The 18,634-nt window shown below is 46.2% G+C and carries 18 protein-coding genes; 2 read left to right on the top strand and 16 right to left on the bottom strand.

Annotation, left to right across the window (positions count from 1 at the left end; translation table 11 throughout):
• Nucleotides 1-105: 105 nt before the first annotated feature.
• A complete protein-coding gene (gene cotE / locus V1501_RS07830; RefSeq protein WP_409292414.1) occupies nt 106-657 on the bottom strand; it encodes an outer spore coat protein CotE in 552 nt (183 codons plus the stop codon).
• A 368-nt stretch (nt 658-1,025) separates the two neighbouring features.
• Between cotE and V1501_RS07825 the strand changes: the two genes are divergently transcribed.
• Together V1501_RS07825 and V1501_RS07820 are read left to right on the top strand one after the other, a co-directional pair.
• On the top strand, nt 1,026-1,268 hold the full coding sequence (locus V1501_RS07825) for a hypothetical protein (protein WP_409292412.1): 243 nt from the start codon (nt 1,026-1,028) through the stop codon (nt 1,266-1,268).
• A gap of 102 nt (nt 1,269-1,370) precedes the next feature.
• Nucleotides 1,371-2,297: a serine hydrolase domain-containing protein gene (locus V1501_RS07820; RefSeq protein WP_409292410.1), complete on the top strand. Its 927-nt coding sequence runs from the start codon at nt 1,371-1,373 to the stop codon at nt 2,295-2,297.
• Between the two features lie 58 nt (nt 2,298-2,355).
• On the opposite strand, the gene V1501_RS07815 is transcribed toward V1501_RS07820, so the two are convergent.
• From V1501_RS07815 to pgsA, 15 genes are all read right to left on the bottom strand, one after another.
• The gene (locus V1501_RS07815; protein ID WP_409292408.1) at nt 2,356-2,793 is read right to left on the bottom strand and encodes an MFS transporter; all 438 of its coding nucleotides are present in this window, start codon (nt 2,791-2,793) and stop codon (nt 2,356-2,358) included.
• Nucleotides 2,794-2,917: 124 nt separating this feature from the next.
• Nucleotides 2,918-3,058 (bottom strand): DUF3934 domain-containing protein, encoded by a 141-nt coding sequence (locus V1501_RS07810; protein ID WP_409293290.1) that lies wholly within the window; start codon nt 3,056-3,058, stop codon nt 2,918-2,920.
• 635 nt (nt 3,059-3,693) lie between these two features.
• Nucleotides 3,694-3,993, bottom strand: a complete 300-nt coding sequence (locus V1501_RS07805; protein ID WP_409292407.1) for a hypothetical protein — start codon at nt 3,991-3,993, stop codon at nt 3,694-3,696.
• Nucleotides 3,994-4,209: 216 nt separating this feature from the next.
• The gene (locus V1501_RS07800) at nt 4,210-4,638 is read right to left on the bottom strand and encodes a RicAFT regulatory complex protein RicA family protein (RefSeq protein ID WP_409292405.1); all 429 of its coding nucleotides are present in this window, start codon (nt 4,636-4,638) and stop codon (nt 4,210-4,212) included.
• Nucleotides 4,639-6,180, bottom strand: coding sequence for a tRNA (N6-isopentenyl adenosine(37)-C2)-methylthiotransferase MiaB (miaB, locus tag V1501_RS07795; protein ID WP_409292404.1), 1,542 nt, complete (start codon nt 6,178-6,180; stop codon nt 4,639-4,641).
• 280 nt (nt 6,181-6,460) lie between these two features.
• Complete coding sequence (locus V1501_RS07790) at nt 6,461-7,642, bottom strand: glycine C-acetyltransferase (RefSeq protein ID WP_409292403.1); 1,182 nt, start codon at nt 7,640-7,642, stop codon at nt 6,461-6,463.
• A gap of 29 nt (nt 7,643-7,671) precedes the next feature.
• On the bottom strand, nt 7,672-8,712 hold the full coding sequence (tdh, locus tag V1501_RS07785; protein WP_409292401.1) for an L-threonine 3-dehydrogenase: 1,041 nt from the start codon (nt 8,710-8,712) through the stop codon (nt 7,672-7,674).
• 458 nt (nt 8,713-9,170) lie between these two features.
• Nucleotides 9,171-10,037, bottom strand: a complete 867-nt coding sequence (locus tag V1501_RS07780; protein ID WP_409292399.1) for a 2-oxoacid:ferredoxin oxidoreductase subunit beta — start codon at nt 10,035-10,037, stop codon at nt 9,171-9,173.
• On the bottom strand, nt 10,024-11,775 hold the full coding sequence (locus V1501_RS07775; protein ID WP_409292398.1) for a 2-oxoacid:acceptor oxidoreductase subunit alpha: 1,752 nt from the start codon (nt 11,773-11,775) through the stop codon (nt 10,024-10,026). The genes V1501_RS07780 and V1501_RS07775 overlap by 14 nt, the downstream gene beginning before the upstream one ends.
• A gap of 271 nt (nt 11,776-12,046) precedes the next feature.
• Nucleotides 12,047-12,307, bottom strand: a complete 261-nt coding sequence (gene spoVS, locus V1501_RS07770; RefSeq protein ID WP_003211281.1) for a stage V sporulation protein SpoVS — start codon at nt 12,305-12,307, stop codon at nt 12,047-12,049.
• Nucleotides 12,308-12,524: 217 nt separating this feature from the next.
• Complete coding sequence (locus tag V1501_RS07765) at nt 12,525-13,322, bottom strand: TIGR00282 family metallophosphoesterase (protein WP_409292390.1); 798 nt, start codon at nt 13,320-13,322, stop codon at nt 12,525-12,527.
• Between the two features lie 163 nt (nt 13,323-13,485).
• The gene (gene rny / locus V1501_RS07760; protein WP_409292388.1) at nt 13,486-15,045 is read right to left on the bottom strand and encodes a ribonuclease Y; all 1,560 of its coding nucleotides are present in this window, start codon (nt 15,043-15,045) and stop codon (nt 13,486-13,488) included.
• Nucleotides 15,046-15,350: 305 nt separating this feature from the next.
• Complete coding sequence (recA, locus tag V1501_RS07755; protein ID WP_409292387.1) at nt 15,351-16,394, bottom strand: recombinase RecA; 1,044 nt, start codon at nt 16,392-16,394, stop codon at nt 15,351-15,353.
• 316 nt (nt 16,395-16,710) lie between these two features.
• The gene (locus V1501_RS07750) at nt 16,711-17,952 is read right to left on the bottom strand and encodes a competence/damage-inducible protein A (protein WP_409292385.1); all 1,242 of its coding nucleotides are present in this window, start codon (nt 17,950-17,952) and stop codon (nt 16,711-16,713) included.
• Nucleotides 17,953-17,970: 18 nt separating this feature from the next.
• The gene (gene pgsA / locus V1501_RS07745) at nt 17,971-18,582 is read right to left on the bottom strand and encodes a CDP-diacylglycerol--glycerol-3-phosphate 3-phosphatidyltransferase (protein WP_409292383.1); all 612 of its coding nucleotides are present in this window, start codon (nt 18,580-18,582) and stop codon (nt 17,971-17,973) included.
• Between the last annotated feature and the right edge of the window lie 52 nt (nt 18,583-18,634).

The raw sequence follows: 18,634 nt of genomic DNA, 5'->3' as shown, positions 1-18,634 counted from the left end.
AAACTATAATCCTATTAGTGTTATTATAACATGTCTCGGACACCTGAGTGAAAGACGGGGTATCCATTCAATTTTTTCCAAAAGAAAACTAGGAAGAATTTCTTCCTAGTTTGATGACTCTCTCTCTTTTTCTTCAATAAAGTCGGTATGGATGCTTTCAAGCTCTTCATCATCCACTTCAAGGTCCCAGTCATCATCATCACAGAATCCATCCGGATGGACAGCTACCGTAATTTTGGTTTCCCCGATGACTTCGATGTAAATCTCTCTTTCTACATCGACGATGATCTTGGTGCCGCATTCGGAGATGCATGCTTCCAGGCAGCTTGGCTGCTGCATGACGCGCGCTACAACCTCATTGTCATCAAAGTACTCGGCATCCCGATATTTCAGCTTGATTTCATCGACATATTTGACCTTTTCCGTCACTACCTCTGTCTTCGTATTTTTATGGTACGAATACCAGGTATTGATATCGAAATAGCCTGTGACTTCGACTTTATCCCCGACTTTTTTCGCATCGTATCTATGGTTAATGATCCAGCAGCCCAATATGCTCGTTGGTGGATGGGCCGGAATGATAGTGTGTTTAGACTTTGTATATTTGCGCCCTTTCGCCACCACCGCTTTTGTTATTATCTGTCTATATTGTGACATGTGAGCGAACCCTCCTCATTCAGTTTCAATTCATCCTATGCGGGATAAAAGTCTAATGTGCTTGCCCTTCTTTCTAGTCCCTGGAGCATTCCGATATTTTATATATAGGCATTTTATGCCCAGAGCCTATTTATGGTGACACTGTCTGCAGGGCAGGTTTAGCTGCTTAAATCCATCAGGTTTCAAAATCGGTATACCGGTGCCAGTCCTCCTGCCTTTGACCTCTCGGCTGCAAGCCCCCTTTTGGAGAGGTTATGCCTTGCCCTGCCTAATCACTGGCTTAAGTGAGGCTTTTCGTATACTTGTCCAAACCTTTGGTGATTGCCCTGCATATTTTATATGGACAAGTTCATAAAGGAGGGAAATTTATGTGGTTCTTTAAGACCTACAGAAGGTATTCAACTGTCGAAGGCCCTTTCTGCCGCCCGCAGGAACGATACCATGATAATAGGGTCCTGCCTGCTGCCTCCTGCGATGTTCACGGAGCAGAGGAAACGGTGAATGAGACCGAGCAGGAGAGTTCCAGTTCAGACTGCCGCCAGGAGAAAAGTTATTCATCTAAAGGCAGAAGCAAATGTAAATGCCGCAGGAAGAAAAAGAAACGCTGCTAGAGTCTGAATGTTTGAAAAGGTGCAGAATTTTGCACCTTTTTATATTGCTAAGCTAAAGAAAACGTTATAATTTGGGAAAAAGAACATGCTGCGGAGGAATAGATGAATCTTGAAAAACTTGTACATGAACTGAAGAAGGAGAAAATAAATGCTGTCTTGATTTCTCAAAACAGCGAAATGATTTTTCAATATTATAAGAACAATAAGCAAAAAAATAAACTTCATAAATTAAACTCCTGTACAAAAAGCATTTTATCCCTGCTTATAGGCATCGCTTTAGAAAAGGGAGTCCTTCCATCCCTGGATGAGCCTGTAAGCAGCTACTTTCCCAAACTCTTTTCCAACCTGGAGGACAAAAGGAAGCTGGAACTGACTCTCCGTGATTTGATCACGATGACAGACGGTTTGGATTTCCCTGAATTCGGCGAATGGAATTGCTTCTCACCTATGGTCTATCATCACGATATTGTGAAGTTTACACTAACACGGCCGCTGATCCACGAAATCGGCACACATATGAACTATAACTCCGGCTGCTCCCATATCCTATCAGCAATCTTGAGCCAAGCTGCAGCCATGAAGACAGAGGAATTTGCAGCCAAACACCTCTTCAACCCGCTTGGAATCCATGAGTACAGATGGTACACAGATAATAAAGGAATAAACAAAGGTGCAGACGGGCTGGTCCTGAAAATTACCGATATGCATAAGATCGGCCTCCTTATGCTTGATGAGGGTAGATATAAGGGCAATGATATTATTCCATTGCACTGGATCAGAGGATCTACAGCTCCAAACCTTTTGACTTATGAATATATCGGTCACTACGGAATGCATTGGTGGGTAGATAAGCTTGATAAAACCAAGGACTTTTCTTCCCCTAACACCTATTATTTTGCTCTGGGGTATGGAGGGCAGTTCATATTTGTAATACCAGGGGAAGGTATGGCAATTACCATTGCAAGTGATATCTACAGAGACAGCATGCAACCCATAAGGATCATAAAAAAACTTTTAATACCGAAGTGACAAGTCAGGTGCATTTCACAGTTTTCAGAGTCGGGGCACCTTAACAATAACAGCAGCATCAGAATCCTGCGAAGGCGCCCAATCCGTAGATCATGCCCTGGATTCCATACACGTTTCCACCTGCCTTCAGAACATCTGCTAAATAGACCGGAAATAAGTAATTCGTCAGCATCACTCCGATAAAAGGAATGAGTGAGGCTAATAAAAACAGGAACATGGCCGGTCGGCCCAGCATGAAAGTTAACCCTTCGGAAATCTTTATCCCCTTTCTCCCGGAAGCCTTAGCAAGTCTGATCCGCTCATAAGGAAGGCGCACATACGTACAGATGGCAGCTCCGTACGTGCATACATCAAGCAGAAGGATATAGTGCAGCTCCCATTCTAATAGAAGGATGCTTGCGATGGCTCCAGCCAGCATACTTGAAAGCTGCCCCTGTACCTCCATCGTCCCGTTCAATGTTTTAAATTGACTTTTATCAAATAGTTCCTGTTTCAAAGCAAACCTGAATGTACAACTTTAGCCTGATAAATTCCTTTATAGCCGGGTGTCAAGATCAGCTGCCGCTGCTTAAAACCGCAAAAACAGGAAAACAAAAACCGGCATCCTGGATGCCGGCTCCTCAGTCCTGATTTGATTGTTTGGTTCCCTTACTTTTATAAGGCTTGGCGCTTCTCGCTTTGTTGGCACTTGCCTGCCAGCGCTTCCAGCCCTTCTTATCTGTCCCTCTGCCTGTCCCGCCTTTACCTTTAGCCTTGCTGATGTGATCACCCCATTTTTGCATATCCAGCCGATTACTGCCATAGGGCTATGCCTGTTTATTATACAGGATACCGGTATGGAAGTCTGAAATCTTTTATAAGGATTGTCATTCATTCAATACACGGTATTGTACCTTAGCTTCCCCATAAGCGGTACGGAATTCCAAGGCCCCTTGAATTATTTTTACACACGTAAAAGCACAGTATACTAAAATGATTAAGGCCAGCAGTGGAGATGTAAGCCTTTTTCTTTTCCATAAGTAATAGGAAAAAATCATAAAGAGAGCAAAGAGTGAGAAATTCCGTTTTTTTCATTTTCATTGATAACATGGGTATCATTGCCATACCCAATTTCCCATTTTGAGGATGGATTTTGAATATAGACTTTATACCGGTAATCGGCCGCCTGCCGCTGGAATATATGCTGACTCTCGGCAGACAGGTGGACAGACCAGAAACTGATAAGGATTGGTATGAAAAGTATAAATTTCAGGCTCAGCTCTTCCAATATATGAAATATGCAGCCGATTATCTTTTTCCAATTTTTTTCATGAACAAAACCTTACTCTTAAAAAGTTACAAGACTGGAGTGCATCGCAAAATAAATAAAGGAACCCCTTCGGAGTCCCCCTGTCATTTAAACCAACACCTGTTTTTTTGCTTTTATCTCCCGGTTGATATACTTCCTGTTTTTATATACGAAACCCGTCAATTCTTCTTTTGAAAGCTCTGTCTCGCCCGGGTCACAATAGCCTGGACCTTTCCCGTGCAGGGTCCATTGACCTTCAAGCTCATAAAACATCAATGTCCAAGCGCCATTCCGGTGGATATCCTGGAAAACCAAATAATATTTTCTTCCTTCTCCATCAAAGTCTGCAATTTCTTTAAATTGATTTAGGAATACTTCGATATCTTTTTTTGATACAATGGATTTCATTGTTCACTTTCCTTCCTATATTTTTCATATTGCTAGCATTATATCAAAAAATATCAAGATATATATAGGTTAAGGGGATTAAATATTGGCATTTACTCTAAGATCTTATCCCTTCCATCCACCCTTTGAACACGAAAATAAACAACAGAGCTCAAAAAAAAGGCTGCTCGCAGGTCGGATGCTTCCGCCCTATGAGTCAGCCTCTTTGCTATTATATCAATGGCAGCCGCCTGAGCCGCTGTTTACCTTGGATCCAGTTTCACCGCGGAGTACGTCGCCGCCTGTGGATTCGATGAGCAGGTCTGTTACAGTGTTTGATACAGATGAAGCGACCATCTGCAGTAAATCATTGACATCAACCTGTGATTGCTTGAATTCCTGGACGATTGGGATTGCGTCGATTTCCTGCTCGATTGCCTCAATTTTGGCTTCTGTCATCTTCAGTGCTTCCGTTTTGCCGTAATGCTGGAAGTTGACCGCCTGCTTTTGGAGGCTTTTCAGGCTGGCAATCAATTCCCGTACTTTTTGGTTTTCATTTATCTGGGCTTCTGCACGCTTAAAGAAGTCCACTTCTTCTGTTTCTGAGATCATTCTGGCAAGCTCATCTGCTTTGCCCAGGATATCTTCTTTTGTATACTTCCCCATTCAAATCACCTCTGCCGTTTCTTCAACCACCATTTCGCCATTTAAAGACCAGGTGTTTGCATTTGTAATCTTAACCTTGACCAGCTGTCCGACCGCTGACTTAGGGCCCTTGAAGTTTACCAGTTTATTCTTTCTGGTGTACCCTGCCAGCACGTCCGGATTTTTTTTGCTTTCTCCTTCAACCAGGACTTCGACCACTTCACCCTGATAGCTCTTCATGCTTTGGGCGGAGTACTCATTGACAAGTGCATTCAGCTTCTGGAGCCTCGCCTTTTTCACTTCCATTGGCACATTGTCTTTCATCTTGGCTGCCGGAGTCCCTTCCCGCGGGGAATAGATGAACGTATAGGCTGCATCAAAACCCACTTCCCGGTAAAGAGACATCGTCTCCTCGAACTGTTCTTCCGTTTCATTCGGATACCCTACGATGATATCTGTTGTCAGGGTAGCATTCGGTATGGCGGCTTTGATTTTACGTACCAGCTCCAAATATTGTTCCCTAGTGTACTTTCGCGCCATGATTTTAAGAACATCGGTGCTGCCTGACTGTACAGGCAGATGGATATGTTCCACCAGATTGCCGCCTTTAGCCAGCACTTCGATCAAATGATCGTCAAAATCCCGGGGATGACTTGTTGTAAAGCGGATTCTCGCGATATCAATCTTATGGATTTCATCCATTAGATTGCCGAGACCATAGCTGATATCTGTAAAGTCTTTCCCATAGGCATTGACATTCTGGCCGAGCAGCGTGATTTCCTTATATCCCTGGGCGGCCAGGCGGCGCACCTCCTGGATGATTTCTTCAGGGCGCCGGCTCCGCTCCTTGCCTCTGGTGTAAGGGACGATGCAGTATGTACAGAATTTATCACAGCCGTACATAATATTCACCCATGCTTTAATATTGCCTTTACGCACCTTTGGCAGGTTCTCAATCACATCCCCTTCCTTCGACCATACTTCAATGACCATTTCTTTTGAAAGATAGGCTTCATTTAAAATGCTGGGCAGGCGGTGGATATTATGCGTGCCAAAAATCATGTCCACAAAGGAGTGCTTTGCCAGGATGCGGTTTACCACGGATTCCTCCTGAGACATGCAGCCGCATACCCCAAGAAGCAGATCAGGCTTCTCAAGCTTTAAGGACTTCAGGTGGCCCAGTTCCCCGAATACTTTGTTTTCTGCGTTCTCACGGATGGCGCATGTGTTCAGCAAGATGACATTCGCGTCTTCAACTCCGTTTGTCGGCTCGTAGCCAAGTGCCATCAGGATGCCTGCCATCACTTCCGTATCATGCTCATTCATCTGGCAGCCGTAAGTCCTGATATAGAATTTACGGCCTTCTCCCATGCCCTTGAATTCTTCAGGAATGGCAAAGTCATTGTGGTATTTAACGTCTTCCTTGCCCCTTTTTTTGGCATCCTTCAGAGATGGCGCTGTAAATACAGTCTGGAAATACTGGCTGTAATCCTTTTCCGGCTTTTTTTCAGCAGGATTTACAGCGCTTACCTGTGCAGATCCCAGGCGCTGTTCTTCATTCATATTCTCTACCCCTTTCATGTATCTAAAGGAATGGTTTCATTATTAAAATTCATCGTCAGGCTTCATTGGGTTTATATGAGCAAACGTGCACATTATCTTAGTATAAGGCTTTTTGAGAACTTAAACAATAGCGGCTTCCATGATCTGCTTGTTGAAATGCCATCTATTCTTGATGCACCCTTTTATTTTATCAAATTGCCAGACTAACAAAAAGGGCAGCACATCCCGGTTGTTATGAGGGTTATAAAAAGCCCGCCATTAGCTGGCGGGCACAGTTCACTTATTTGATGATCCCCAATTCCCTGCCAGCCTTCTCAAAAACATTCAGCGCTTCCTGCAATTCCTCTTCTGAATGCTGTGCTGTAACGATGGTCCTTACCCGCGCCATTCCTTTTGCTACGGTCGGGAAGGCTATTCCCTGGGCAAATACACCGTATTCCAGCAGTTTGTCAGAGAATCTATGGGACAGTGCTTCGTCGCCGACAACCACAGGAGTGATTGGGGTTTTACTGTTCCCTGTATGAAACCCTAGTTCCTCCAGACCCCTTTTAAAGAATTTGGTATTGTCCCAGAGCTTATCAATCAGTTCAGGCTCTTCAAGCAGTACATCGATCGCCTCGATTGCCGCCATGGTCACTGCAGGCGGATGGGATGTACTGAACAGGAATGGCCTTCCTTTATGAATCAGGTAATCGATTAATGTTCTGGTACTGGCCACATACCCTCCTAGAACTCCGATTGCCTTGCTGAGTGTGCCGACCTGAATGTGAACGCGTCCGTCCAGTCCAAAATGATTCACGGTTCCACGGCCATTTTTGCCAAGGACGCCCGAGGCGTGAGCATCATCGACCATGATCATCGCATCATATTTCTCGGCAAGCTCGACGATTTCCGGAAGCGGCGCTATATTTCCGTCCATCGAGAACACGCCGTCTGTCACAATCAAGCGCTTGCGGTAATTTTCTGACTCTATCAGCGCCCGCTCAAGGTCTGCCATGTCCACATGCTTGTAGACCTTTCGCCCTGACTTGGTCAGGCGGATTCCATCGATGATCGAGGCGTGGTTCAGTTCATCGGAAATAACCACATCCTCCGGGGACAGAATGGCAGACAGGACACCCTGGTTGGTGGTAAAACCTGATTGGAATACAAGTGCTGCTTCTGTATGCTTGAATTCTGCCAGCTTTTTTTCAAGCTCATTATGCATGCTGAAGGTGCCCGCTATTGTACGCACAGAACCTGTGCCTGCTCCGTAGTTTTCCACAGCCTCGAGTGCCGCCTTCCTCAGACGGGGGTGGGAGGTCAGTCCCAGATAGTTGTTTGAAGAAAGCTGAATAACTTCCCTCCCATCAATGATGACCTTCGATCCTTGTTCAGACTGAAGCGGGACAAGCTTCCTGAACGTCCCTGCTTCCTTCATTGCGTCTAATTCCACTTGCAGATATTCAAAGCCTTTCATCATGAACCCTCCTGATTTCTATCAAAATTTTATTACGGCTGCAGGACAACTTTTCCACATTCGCCCTTTAACATCAAATCAAAGCCTTTCTCAAAATCCTCGAGCGGGAAGCGGTGCGTGATCATCGGTTTTACATCCACCTGTCCGGAAGCAAGGAGCGAGGATACCTGCTGCCAGGTCTTGAACATAAGTCTCCCGGTGATTCCCTGCACAGTAATGCCTTTAAAGACGATGTCATTCGTTACATCCAGTTCCACAGGACGGACAGGGAGGCTCAATATGGAGACCCTGCCTCCATTAGTCACCATCTTAAAGCCTTGATCCATCGCTGCCGGATGGCCGCTCATTTCACAGACAACATCCACTCCATTACCGCCGGTGAGGCGGTCTATGACCTCCAGCGGGTTTTCCTTCCCTGAATTAATGACCGTGGTAGCGCCCATCTTTTTCGCAAGGTCCAGACGGTAGTCATTTAAATCAAGTGCGATGACCTGTGAAGCGCCGGCAGCCTTGGCTACACCAGCCGCCATGATTCCAATCGGCCCGCAGCCGATGATGGCAACTGTTTTCCCTGCAATTTCGCCCGCCAGCACAGTATGCACGGCATTGCCCATCGGTTCCTGGACGGAGGCGACATCAAACGGCATATCCATTGGATTTTTCCATAGGTTCCCGGCTGGAAGCGCTACATACTCGGCGAAACAGCCCTGGGTGTCCACGCCAATAATCTGGGTATTCTTACAGATATGATATTGGCCGGTGAGACACTGCGGGCAGCGGCCGCACACGATATGTGTTTCAGCAGAGACAAAATCTCCTACTTCCACTGAGTTGACCTTTGATCCGATCTCCACTACTTCACCTGCAAATTCATGGCCAAACACATAGGGCGGGTTCACCCTGCTCTGTGACCACTCGTCCCAGGTGTATATATGTACATCTGTTCCGCAGATGGATGTTGCCTTTACCTTAATCAATACCTCATCTTCTTTTATCGTTGGAATATCCACCATCTCAAGCTTGGCTCCAAAGCCCCGGTGATGCTTTACAAGCGCTTTCATTTTTCCGTTCACAGTGCACACTCTCCTTAGAAGGCGACAGATTCATAAGTTAATACATTGGTAGTGTAACACTTAAAAGGTTTTAGTGTAAACCGTATTGTTCACCCCGCATGGACAATTGAACGCCAAAGAGAAAAAGGTGATTTTTTTTATATATTTTTTTAGTCAGAGTAACTGGTCCTGCCACAGCCAATTATTTTCACTGTTACCGGCTGTATTTCTTCCAATCGTGATTTTCTCTGTGGAAAAGGGACGGAATATATCATAGACTTTCCTACACCCCGGTGTGAACCTTTATTTTGGCATTCCTGCTGACCCCGACTCCGCGCCGCCGCCATATTGTGTTTGCTCCTGCTCTTGTCCAGGTTCCTTTCCTTATTTGGGCTTGCGAGTAAAACTCTCATGTTTGTTTCATGTTTTCAGGCTGAACATTCAAAATGAAAAGACCGGCAAGAGCCGGTCCAAGACTATTATATGAATTCTGCAGCAAGCTTATCGAAGCTTTCCTGATCAAGTTCCAGGGATGCTCGAGTCAGCGGGGTTTCCAAATAGCCGGGCAGCAGTTCCTGATAAGACTTCCTCGCTGTATCCTGATAGATGATCCCTGTAACAAGACTGTTATGCTTCATCAGCGTCTGCATCGCATTCTCCCTGTTGGAAGAGTCATAGTCTTCGATACTGGAGAGTTTTGTTAAATTCTGCTTGAACCAGTCATATGTATTGATCTTATTATAAGTCACACATGGACTGAAGACATTAATGAGGGAAAACCCTTTATGCCTGATGCCGGCCTCGATGATGGCTGTCAGTTCTTTAAGATCAGTGGAGAAGCTCTGAGCCACGAATGTTGCCCCGGCTGTAAGGGCCATTTCCATCGGTGACAGGGCGGGCTCGATTGATCCCTGCGGTGTGGACTTCGTCTTGAAGCCTGCCTCTGAGCGTGGTGAAGTCTGGCCCTTTGTCAGCCCGTATATCTGATTATCCATTACAATATATGTGAGGTCTATATTGCGCCGGATTGCATGGATGGTGTGTCCCATACCGATTGCAAATCCGTCGCCGTCTCCCCCGGAAGCAATGACCGTAAGATCTCTGTTGGCCATTTTGACTCCCTGGGCGATTGGCAGGCATCGGCCGTGGATGCCGTGAAAACCGTAGGAATGGATATAGCCGGAAATCCTTCCCGAGCAGCCTATTCCTGAGACGATTGCAAGATCCTCCGGCTCGAGCCCGGCGCCTGCGGCAGCCCTCTGGATGGCTGCCTGCACGGAAAAGTCACCGCATCCCGGACACCAATTTGGCTTTACATTATTTCTGAACTCTTTAAATGTTGCCATATTCAAACAGCTCCTTACACTCGGTATGAACAATATGGGGCAGGAATGGATTTCCGTCATATTTCAGGATGCTTTTAATTTTTTCGGCGCTGCCTACATTCATTTTCATGATGTTGGCCAGCTGGCCGGTTGCATTATTTTCGAGTACGACAACTTTTTTCGCATTTTGCACAAGCGGCAGCATATCCTCTGCCGGAAATGGATGAAGCAGGCGCACATGGGCATGATTGACCTTTATTCCATCCGTTTCAAGCCTATCCATCGCTTCTTCAATCACACCTCGGGTAGAATTAAAACCGACTATTAATAAATCGGCATCTGTATGGCGGAGCGTTGTATGCAGGGGCTTATGGAAGCGGACCTTCCTGATTTTCCTCATCCGTTTGTCCATCTGCTGCTTTCGGTTTGCTGCTGCTTCAGAGGGTTTGCCTGTTTCATCGTGCTCGACACCCGTCACATGGAAAATGCCATTTTTTGTACCTGGAAGCACCCGCGGAGATACTCCATCTGCGGTCAATTCATAGCGCTTGAAGTTTCCCGTCCGGTCCAGGTCGATATCGGCCTCTGACAGCAATTTTCCCCGGCGGATCTCCACCTGGTCATACTCGAGCGGATGAACGGTTTGTTTTCCAAGAGAGAGCTGAAGGTCGGAGAGAATGATGACCGGACACTGATATTCTTCAGCAAGGTTGAAAGCTTCGGCCGTATCATAGAAAGCTTCCTCCACTGTACTGGGAGCCATGACTATCTTCGGGATCTCGCCGTGGGTTCCATATATCATCGCCATCAGGTCAGACTGCTCCTGCTTGGTCGGCAGGCCTGTCGAAGGTCCTCCCCGCTGAGTATCCACTATCACAAGAGGGGTCTCTGTGATTCCGGAAAGCCCGATTGCTTCCATTTTCAATGAAAGGCCCGGCCCCGCAGAAGCTGTCAACGCTCTCACTCCGGCATAATTCGCCCCGATTGCCATGGTACATGCAGCAATTTCATCCTCTGTCTGAATGACTGTCCCGCCTAGCGCAGGCAGTTTTTTAATCAGGTATTCCATGATTTCAGAGGCGGGGGTTATGGGGTAGGCAGCCATGAACCGGCAGCCGCCAGCAATTGCTCCAAGGGCAATCGCATCGTTTCCGATCATGAACAGCCGCCTTTTCCCGTCTCCTTTTGCCAGCAGGAGGGTGCGGGGAGCTTCCCCAAGCTGGGCTATCATATATTCAAAGCCCTCGTGAATGGCCTCCAGGTTTTTTTGTACAATCTGTTCTCCCTTACGGCCGAATATTTCCTCAACAACCTCTCTGAAGATATTGACATCCAGTCCAAGGATAGCACAGGAAGCTCCGACCGCAACCATGTTTTTCATCAGGGAAGTCCCAAGGGCGGCTGCCATATCGGTAAAAGGAATGGCATACAGAGCGGCTTCTGTATCCTCAGGTTTTACAGGCTTGAACCTCGCATCAGCTATGATTATTCCATCTTGATTTAACTCCTTGTAATTCACATCTATCGTTTCCTGATCAAAAGCGACCAGAATATCGAGATCATCAGAAATGGATCTGGTTTCTGAAGTGCTCACCCGGATTTTATTGTTTGTATGCCCTCCTTTGATTCTTGAAGAAAAATGCCGGTAGCCATATAGGTAATAGCCGAGCCGGTTTAATGCTATGCTGAATATTTCGCCAGTACTCTCGATGCCTTCACCCTGCTGCCCTCCTACTTTCCAGGAAAGTTGATCGATCATGTTCTACACCCCTTCAAATCTGTCAATATTGGTGTGACTTTTTTTACCGCTTTGGCAGGCGGCTGCACCAGCATATGAGAGTACATGATGAGATAGTATGGGCGCTTTCACTGTTACTAAACGATTCAATTCTAGCCCCTTGATTTGCAAAAAGCAATATAGGGCATTAAAATAATTTAATATTTCTAAATAATCTGTAAAAATCGTTTGTTGATATATTCTACACCTCAATCACAAATGCCTGCTTGCACGATCGGCAAGCAGGCATTTGCTAACGGGGTTCCACAATCAGCTTTATGGCAGTACGCTCTTCCCCGTCGATCAAAATATCTGTAAAGGCAGGAATACAAATCAAGTCTACTCCACTAGGTGCTACAAATCCTCGTGCTATGGCTACTGCCTTAACCGCTTGATTCAGCGCACCTGCTCCAATTGCCTGAATTTCTGCGGCCCCTCTTTCTCTCAAGACACCCGCAAGTGCGCCTGCTACAGAATTGGGATTAGATTTTGCTGAAACCTTTAATATTTCCATTCCCTAGCTCCTCCTTGTATTATCCCCATACCCACTCTTCTTTTGTCCAGGTAGGTGTTTATTCATCGTCCAGACTTCATTCCGGAACGAAAGCTAATCCTGCTCCTTAAACTATATTCATGGGTAAAGCGCTCTATTCCTCGTCCAATGGATAATATGGAGGCTTATGTTCAAAGATGAAAAAATGCCATGGAGCAAAAGCCCATGGCACTCATAATCACGAAAAGAACAGGTGATCTTCATTTATTAAAATTCTTTGCATCTTTTTTGTCCGGCCTGTTGTGTTGTCGATATCAATGACCACCCCGCTTAGGATGGTCCGGCCCTCTGTTGGCACTTCAAACCGAACGGGCAGGCTCGTTAAAAATCTCCGGATGACTGCTTCCCGTTCCATTCCAAGGATGCCATCATATGGACCTGTCATGCCTGCATCAGTCAGGTATCCCGTCCCTCCGGGAAGGATCCGTTCATCAGATGTCTGGACATGTGTATGAGTCCCCACCACAGCCGAAACACGCCCATCCAGATACCAGCCCATCGCCTGTTTTTCACTGGAAGCCTCTGCATGGAAATCGACAAAGATAATCGGAGTCCGTTCCCGCGCAAGCTCAACCAGGTCATCGGCTGTCTGAAAAGGACAATCGAGTGCCGGCATGAAGGTGCGGCCCTGCAGGCTGATAACAGCAATTTCCAGCTGGTTAATCCGGACGAACTTCAAGCCTTCCCCTGGAGTTCCCGGCGGGAAATTGCCAGGACGGACAAGGTATTTCGCATCATCAACAAATTCCATGATATCCCTGTTATCCCAGGCATGATTTCCAAGTGTTACAGCCTGAGCACCGGATTCGAGGAATTGACGGTATATTTTCTCTGTTATCCCTCTTCCTCCAGCTGCATTTTCCCCATTGATGATGGTGGCCTGCGGTTTATACTTTTCCTTAAGTCGGGGCACATACTCATCCACCATATTTCTTCCCGGTGAACCTACTACATCACCCACAAAGAGTATTCTCATATTAATTCCTTTCTGAATGGACCCGGTTATTAGTATTTACTAGTCTTGGTAGATCTAATTTTTATATTCAAGGATGTTAATTTTGCAGACAGTCCGAAAAGAGAAACAAAAGAGAAACAATTAATACATCAAGCAAAAATAAAAGAGCGGCGAATGCCACTCTTTATTTTGCATACTCAACGGCTCTGGTTTCCCTGATCACAGTCACTTTGATATGGCCGGGATAATCGAGCTCTTCTTCAATACGTTTCCGGATATCCCTTGCCAGGCGATGTGCTTCAAGATCATCAATTGCTTCTGGACGAACCATGATGCGCACTTCGCGGCCAGCCTGTATCGCGAACGATTTCTCTACACCCTCGTAGGATTCTGAGATCTCTTCCAGCTTTTCAAGCCTGCGGATATAATTTTCCAGTGTTTCACTTCTTGCGCCCGGCCTTGCAGCGGATAATGCATCTGCTGCAGCAACCAGGACAGCTATGATGGAAGTTGGCTCAGCATCGCCATGGTGGGAAGCAATACTGTTAATAACAACAGGATGCTCCTTATATTTAGTGGCAAGTTCCACGCCAATTTCCACGTGGCTTCCTTCCACTTCATGGTCGATGGCTTTCCCGATATCATGCAGCAGTCCTGCACGGCGTGCAAGGGATTCATCCTCCCCAAGCTCAGCTGCAAGAAGCCCTGACAGGAAGGCGACTTCCATGGAATGCTTAAGTACATTCTGCCCGTAACTTGTACGGAATTTCAAGCGGCCCATAATTTTGATAAGATCTGGATGAAGCCCGTGAACTCCCACTTCAAAGGTAGTCTGTTCACCGATTTCACGGATATGTTCATCCACTTCACGCCTGGCTTTATCCACCATCTCTTCAATACGCGCAGGATGGATCCTTCCGTCCTGGACAAGATTGTCTAAAGCAATTCTCGCTGTTTCACGCCTGATTGGATCAAACCCTGAAAGGATGACGGCTTCAGGAGTATCATCGATAATCAAATCGATTCCTGTCAGCGTCTCAAGGGTACGAATGTTACGTCCTTCACGGCCAATGATGCGTCCCTTCATTTCATCATTAGGGAGATTGACGACGGAGACGGTTGTTTCCGCCACGTGGTCTGCTGCGCATCTTTGGATTGCAAGAGAAAGTACTTCCCTTGCTTTCTTATCGGCTTCTTCCTTCGCGCGGTTTTCACTTTCTTTTATGATAAGTGCTGTATCGTGGGCCAATTCTTTTTCTACCTTATCAAGAATAATGCCTCTCGCTTCCTCGCGGGTAAGTCCGGAGATACGTTCCAATTCGGTTTGCTGAGTACGAACCATCTCGTCCACTTTGCTTTCCATCTCTTCAATATGCTGTTGTCTTTGGTTTAGAGAATCGTCTTTCTTTTCTAGAAGAAGATCGCGCTTGTTAAGCGTCTCATCCTTGCGGTCAAGATTCTCTTCTCTCTGTAATAAACGGTTTTCTTGTTTTTGTAATTCAGTTCTCCGTTCACGGACATCTTTTTCCGCATCTGAACGAAGTTTATGAATCTCATCCTTAGCTTCCAACAGGGCTTCTTTCTTTTTAGAATCAGCTTCACGTCTTGCATCTTCGATAATCTGTTCTGCAGAAACTTTTGCCCCGGCTATTTTGTTCTCCGTAACGGATTTGCGGACAAAATAACCAACAACTGCACCGACGAATAGGCCAAGCAAAATGGAGATGATTGTAATGGGTTCCATCGTAACACCTCCTCTTGCTATGAACTTTTTTTGGTTAATTTTGAATGTCGGCATGTACATTGTTACATCACTTCAATATACAGCACAAAGGCTTTTTCATTCATTTCATTTTTTGAAAAAATGTAAAATATACATATTAATTGTAAGCCCGGGGATTTTTATTGTCAAGGGTAAGTCCCTTATCTAACAGCTATCCGGGCCGCTTTCACCAATTATTTTTTCTTGACGGCCAAACTTGCTGCTTCGCCCCATTTTCACTCATATAAAAAAGGACCCGGAAGCGACGCTTCCAAGTCCTCCGGGAATCAATCTATCAGGTTGAGTTCTTCCTGGTCATCCTCTTCTTCAGGAGCTGCATGATCACCGTCTAAGCCATAATGGTCACGGATTTTTTGTTTTACTTCATCACGGATTTCAGTATTCTCTTTCAGGAAGAGCTTGGAATTCTCACGACCCTGACCAAGCCTCTCTTCATTGTAGGAATACCAGGAACCGCTTTTTTGTACAATATCAAGGTCTGCACCCATATCGATGATTTCGCCTTCACGGGAAATCCCTTCACCGTACATAATGTCCACTTCCGCAAGACGGAATGGAGGAGCTACCTTGTTCTTGACAACTTTAATCTTGGTTCTGTTACCCATTATGTCATTCCCCTGCTTCAATGCTTCTGCACGGCGGACTTCCAGACGGACAGAAGAATAGAATTTCAGCGCACGGCCGCCGGGAGTAATTTCAGGGTTTCCGAACATGACGCCGACTTTCTCACGAATCTGGTTTATGAAGATTGCAATTGTCTTTGACTTGTTGATGGCGCCAGAAAGCTTACGGAGCGCCTGGGACATCAAACGGGCCTGCAGGCCGACGTGGGAGTCACCCATCTCGCCTTCAATCTCGGCTTTTGGTACAAGGGCTGCTACCGAGTCGATGACGATGATGTCTACCGCACCGCTTCGTACTAATGCTTCAGCAATTTCCAATGCCTGTTCCCCTGTATCCGGCTGCGAAAGCAATAATTCATCAATATTTACCCCAAGCTTTTGAGCATAGACAGGATCAAGGGCATGCTCAGCATCAATGAATGCAGCTTGTCCGCCTCCTGCCTGAACTTCTGCAATGGCATGCAGGGCAACAGTGGTTTTACCTGAGCTCTCAGGTCCGTAGATTTCAATGACCCTTCCTCTTGGATAGCCGCCTACCCCGAGTGCCACATCAAGGGCAAGGGAGCCGCTTGAGATAGTGGAGATAACACGGTCTGTCTGTTCTCCAAGCTTCATGATTGAACCTTTGCCAAATTGCTTTTCTATTTGCTTTAACGCCATTTCCAACGCTGCTTGACGATCGCTCACAAAAAGTTCCTCCTTTATATATACACATCAGCTTTAAAATAGCTGACAGTTGGTATTATCAGTGTTTTAAAAAGCATTTCTCATCTCAAAACCTTAACTTAACTATATACCTTTTCAGTGCTTTTGACAAGCAAAAAATCGAACATTTATTCGCTTTTTTTAAACCGGATTTATTGCTCATTCCGCGTCTTTCTGCTTAGAAAAAAATGAAATTTCAGCCCATGGTTTTCTTTGAAAATGGAATTCTGCAAGGAATAAGAAGCTGATAAAAAAAAGTGCCTGCCCCAATGGCAGACACAGGTGAAGCCTACATCACTTATTTCATTCCCAGTTCTTTAAGCAGGTAATGGCAGCCGTATTTGACGGAGCGGATCCGGTTTTGTGCCCGGCTGCCGGTGAGGCTGAGCTTTTCGACTGCTGTTTTTTGCCCTTTGACCGCGATTCCGATGAACACGGTTCCTACTGGATGGCCTTCCATCTCCATCGGTCCGGCTACCCCTGTAAAGCTGATGCCGACATCGGAATCAAGAAGTGACCGCACATTCTCAGCCATTTCAATGGCACATTCGGCGCTGACCACTCCATACTTTTCAACAGTCTCATCTTTAATATTCAGGATCTTCTGTTTGGCTTCTGTTGCATAGCTGACAACTCCGCCCTTCAGGATGAGACCGGCACCTGAAATGGCAGTCAGCTGCTCTGTGAACATTCCTCCGGTGAGGCTTTCAGCCGAGGAGATGGTATACCGCTTGCTGCTGAGCTCCTTGACCACTTCCTTCATCAGGGAAGTGTCTCCGTCGCCATAATGGAATTCTCCCACGCGTGCGAGGATTTCTTCCTCCATCTCAGCTATCAGTTTCTGTACCTTTTCCTTTGAGGCATGCTTGGCCGTTATCCTCAGGGTCACTTCCCCGTCAGCTGCCAGCGGGGCAAGTGTAGGATTGGTCTGCTTTTCAAGAAGGTCCTCTATTTTGGTCTCTAATAGGGATTCCCCTATACCGAAGAAGCGGAGTACCTTTGATTCGATTCTCTCCTGGACGTCCAGTTTATCAAACAGCAGCTTGAAACCTGACTCGATGAACATAGGCTCCATTTCTTTGGGAGGCCCAGGCAGAAGCATGTATGTTTTCCCGTCTTTTTCTGCCATCATGCCAGGCGCCATGCCATGGTTATTCGGAAGAACGGCTGCCCCTTCAAGGACCAGGGCCTGCTTCTTATTGTTCGGCGTCATATCACGCCCGGCTTTCTTGAAGTATTCTATTATGGATGTCATGGCTTCTTCATCAGTTACTAGCTTTAGCCCGAGATGCTCTGCGGCTGTTTCCTTCGTCATGTCATCCTTTGTAGGACCCAATCCGCCGGTGAGGATGATAAGATTTGATCTTTCATGTGCAATTTCAAGAGCCTGCTTGAGGCGGCCGGCATTATCCCCGACCACTGTATGGAAATAGACATTGATCCCAAGTTCAGCGAGCTGCTGGGAAAGGAACTTTGCATTGGTGTTTGCGATCTGGCCCAGTAAAAGCTCTGAACCGACGGCAATTATTTCTGCATTCATATTTTATGCTCCTTCTGTTTACTTTGAGTTTTTAAATATTCCCTTATTTTTGTCAAAGTAATCCCATCCAGACCAGACTGTGAAAATCATGGCTACCCACAGTGCGATTTCAGCGAAGGGAATATGAATATATTCAAACGGCAGGTTATGGAGAAGCAGGGCAGAAATGGCGACGATCTGGGCCCATGTCTTAATCTTGCCCAGCATATTGGCTGCCACCACCTCGCCTGTCCCGGCAAGAATCAGCCTCAGGCCTGTGACCGCAAACTCACGGCTGATAATAATAATGACGATCCATGCAGGTGCATGCGCTGACGGATCATTCAATTCCACCAGGAGGATAAGTGCTGCTGATACAAGCAGCTTATCGGCAAGCGGATCCAGGAATTTCCCTAGATTGGTAACCTGGTTAAGCTTCCTGGCATAATAACCGTCAACCCAGTCTGTGGCCGATGCGATAATGAATATAAGGGCCCCGACCAGGTGATGGACAGGGATGGACTCTCCGCCGATTTTGAGATTGCCCCAGTCAGGCAGGATCATCACCAGCATGAAGACCGGAATCATAAAAATACGTGATACAGTTATCTTATTAGGTAAATTCACAGAAAAACCTCCAAAAATCAACATTCTTTTCTATTATATATACTTTTGTCGAGATAAGCGAAAAATAGCCATCAAA

This window comes from Paraperibacillus esterisolvens, assembly GCF_046237625.1.
In the GTDB taxonomy this organism is placed as follows: domain Bacteria; phylum Bacillota; class Bacilli; order Bacillales; family DSM-1321; genus Paraperibacillus; species Paraperibacillus esterisolvens.
The sequence above is the reverse complement of the archived record's forward strand: the minus strand, read 5'-3'. Positions and strand labels throughout refer to the sequence as shown.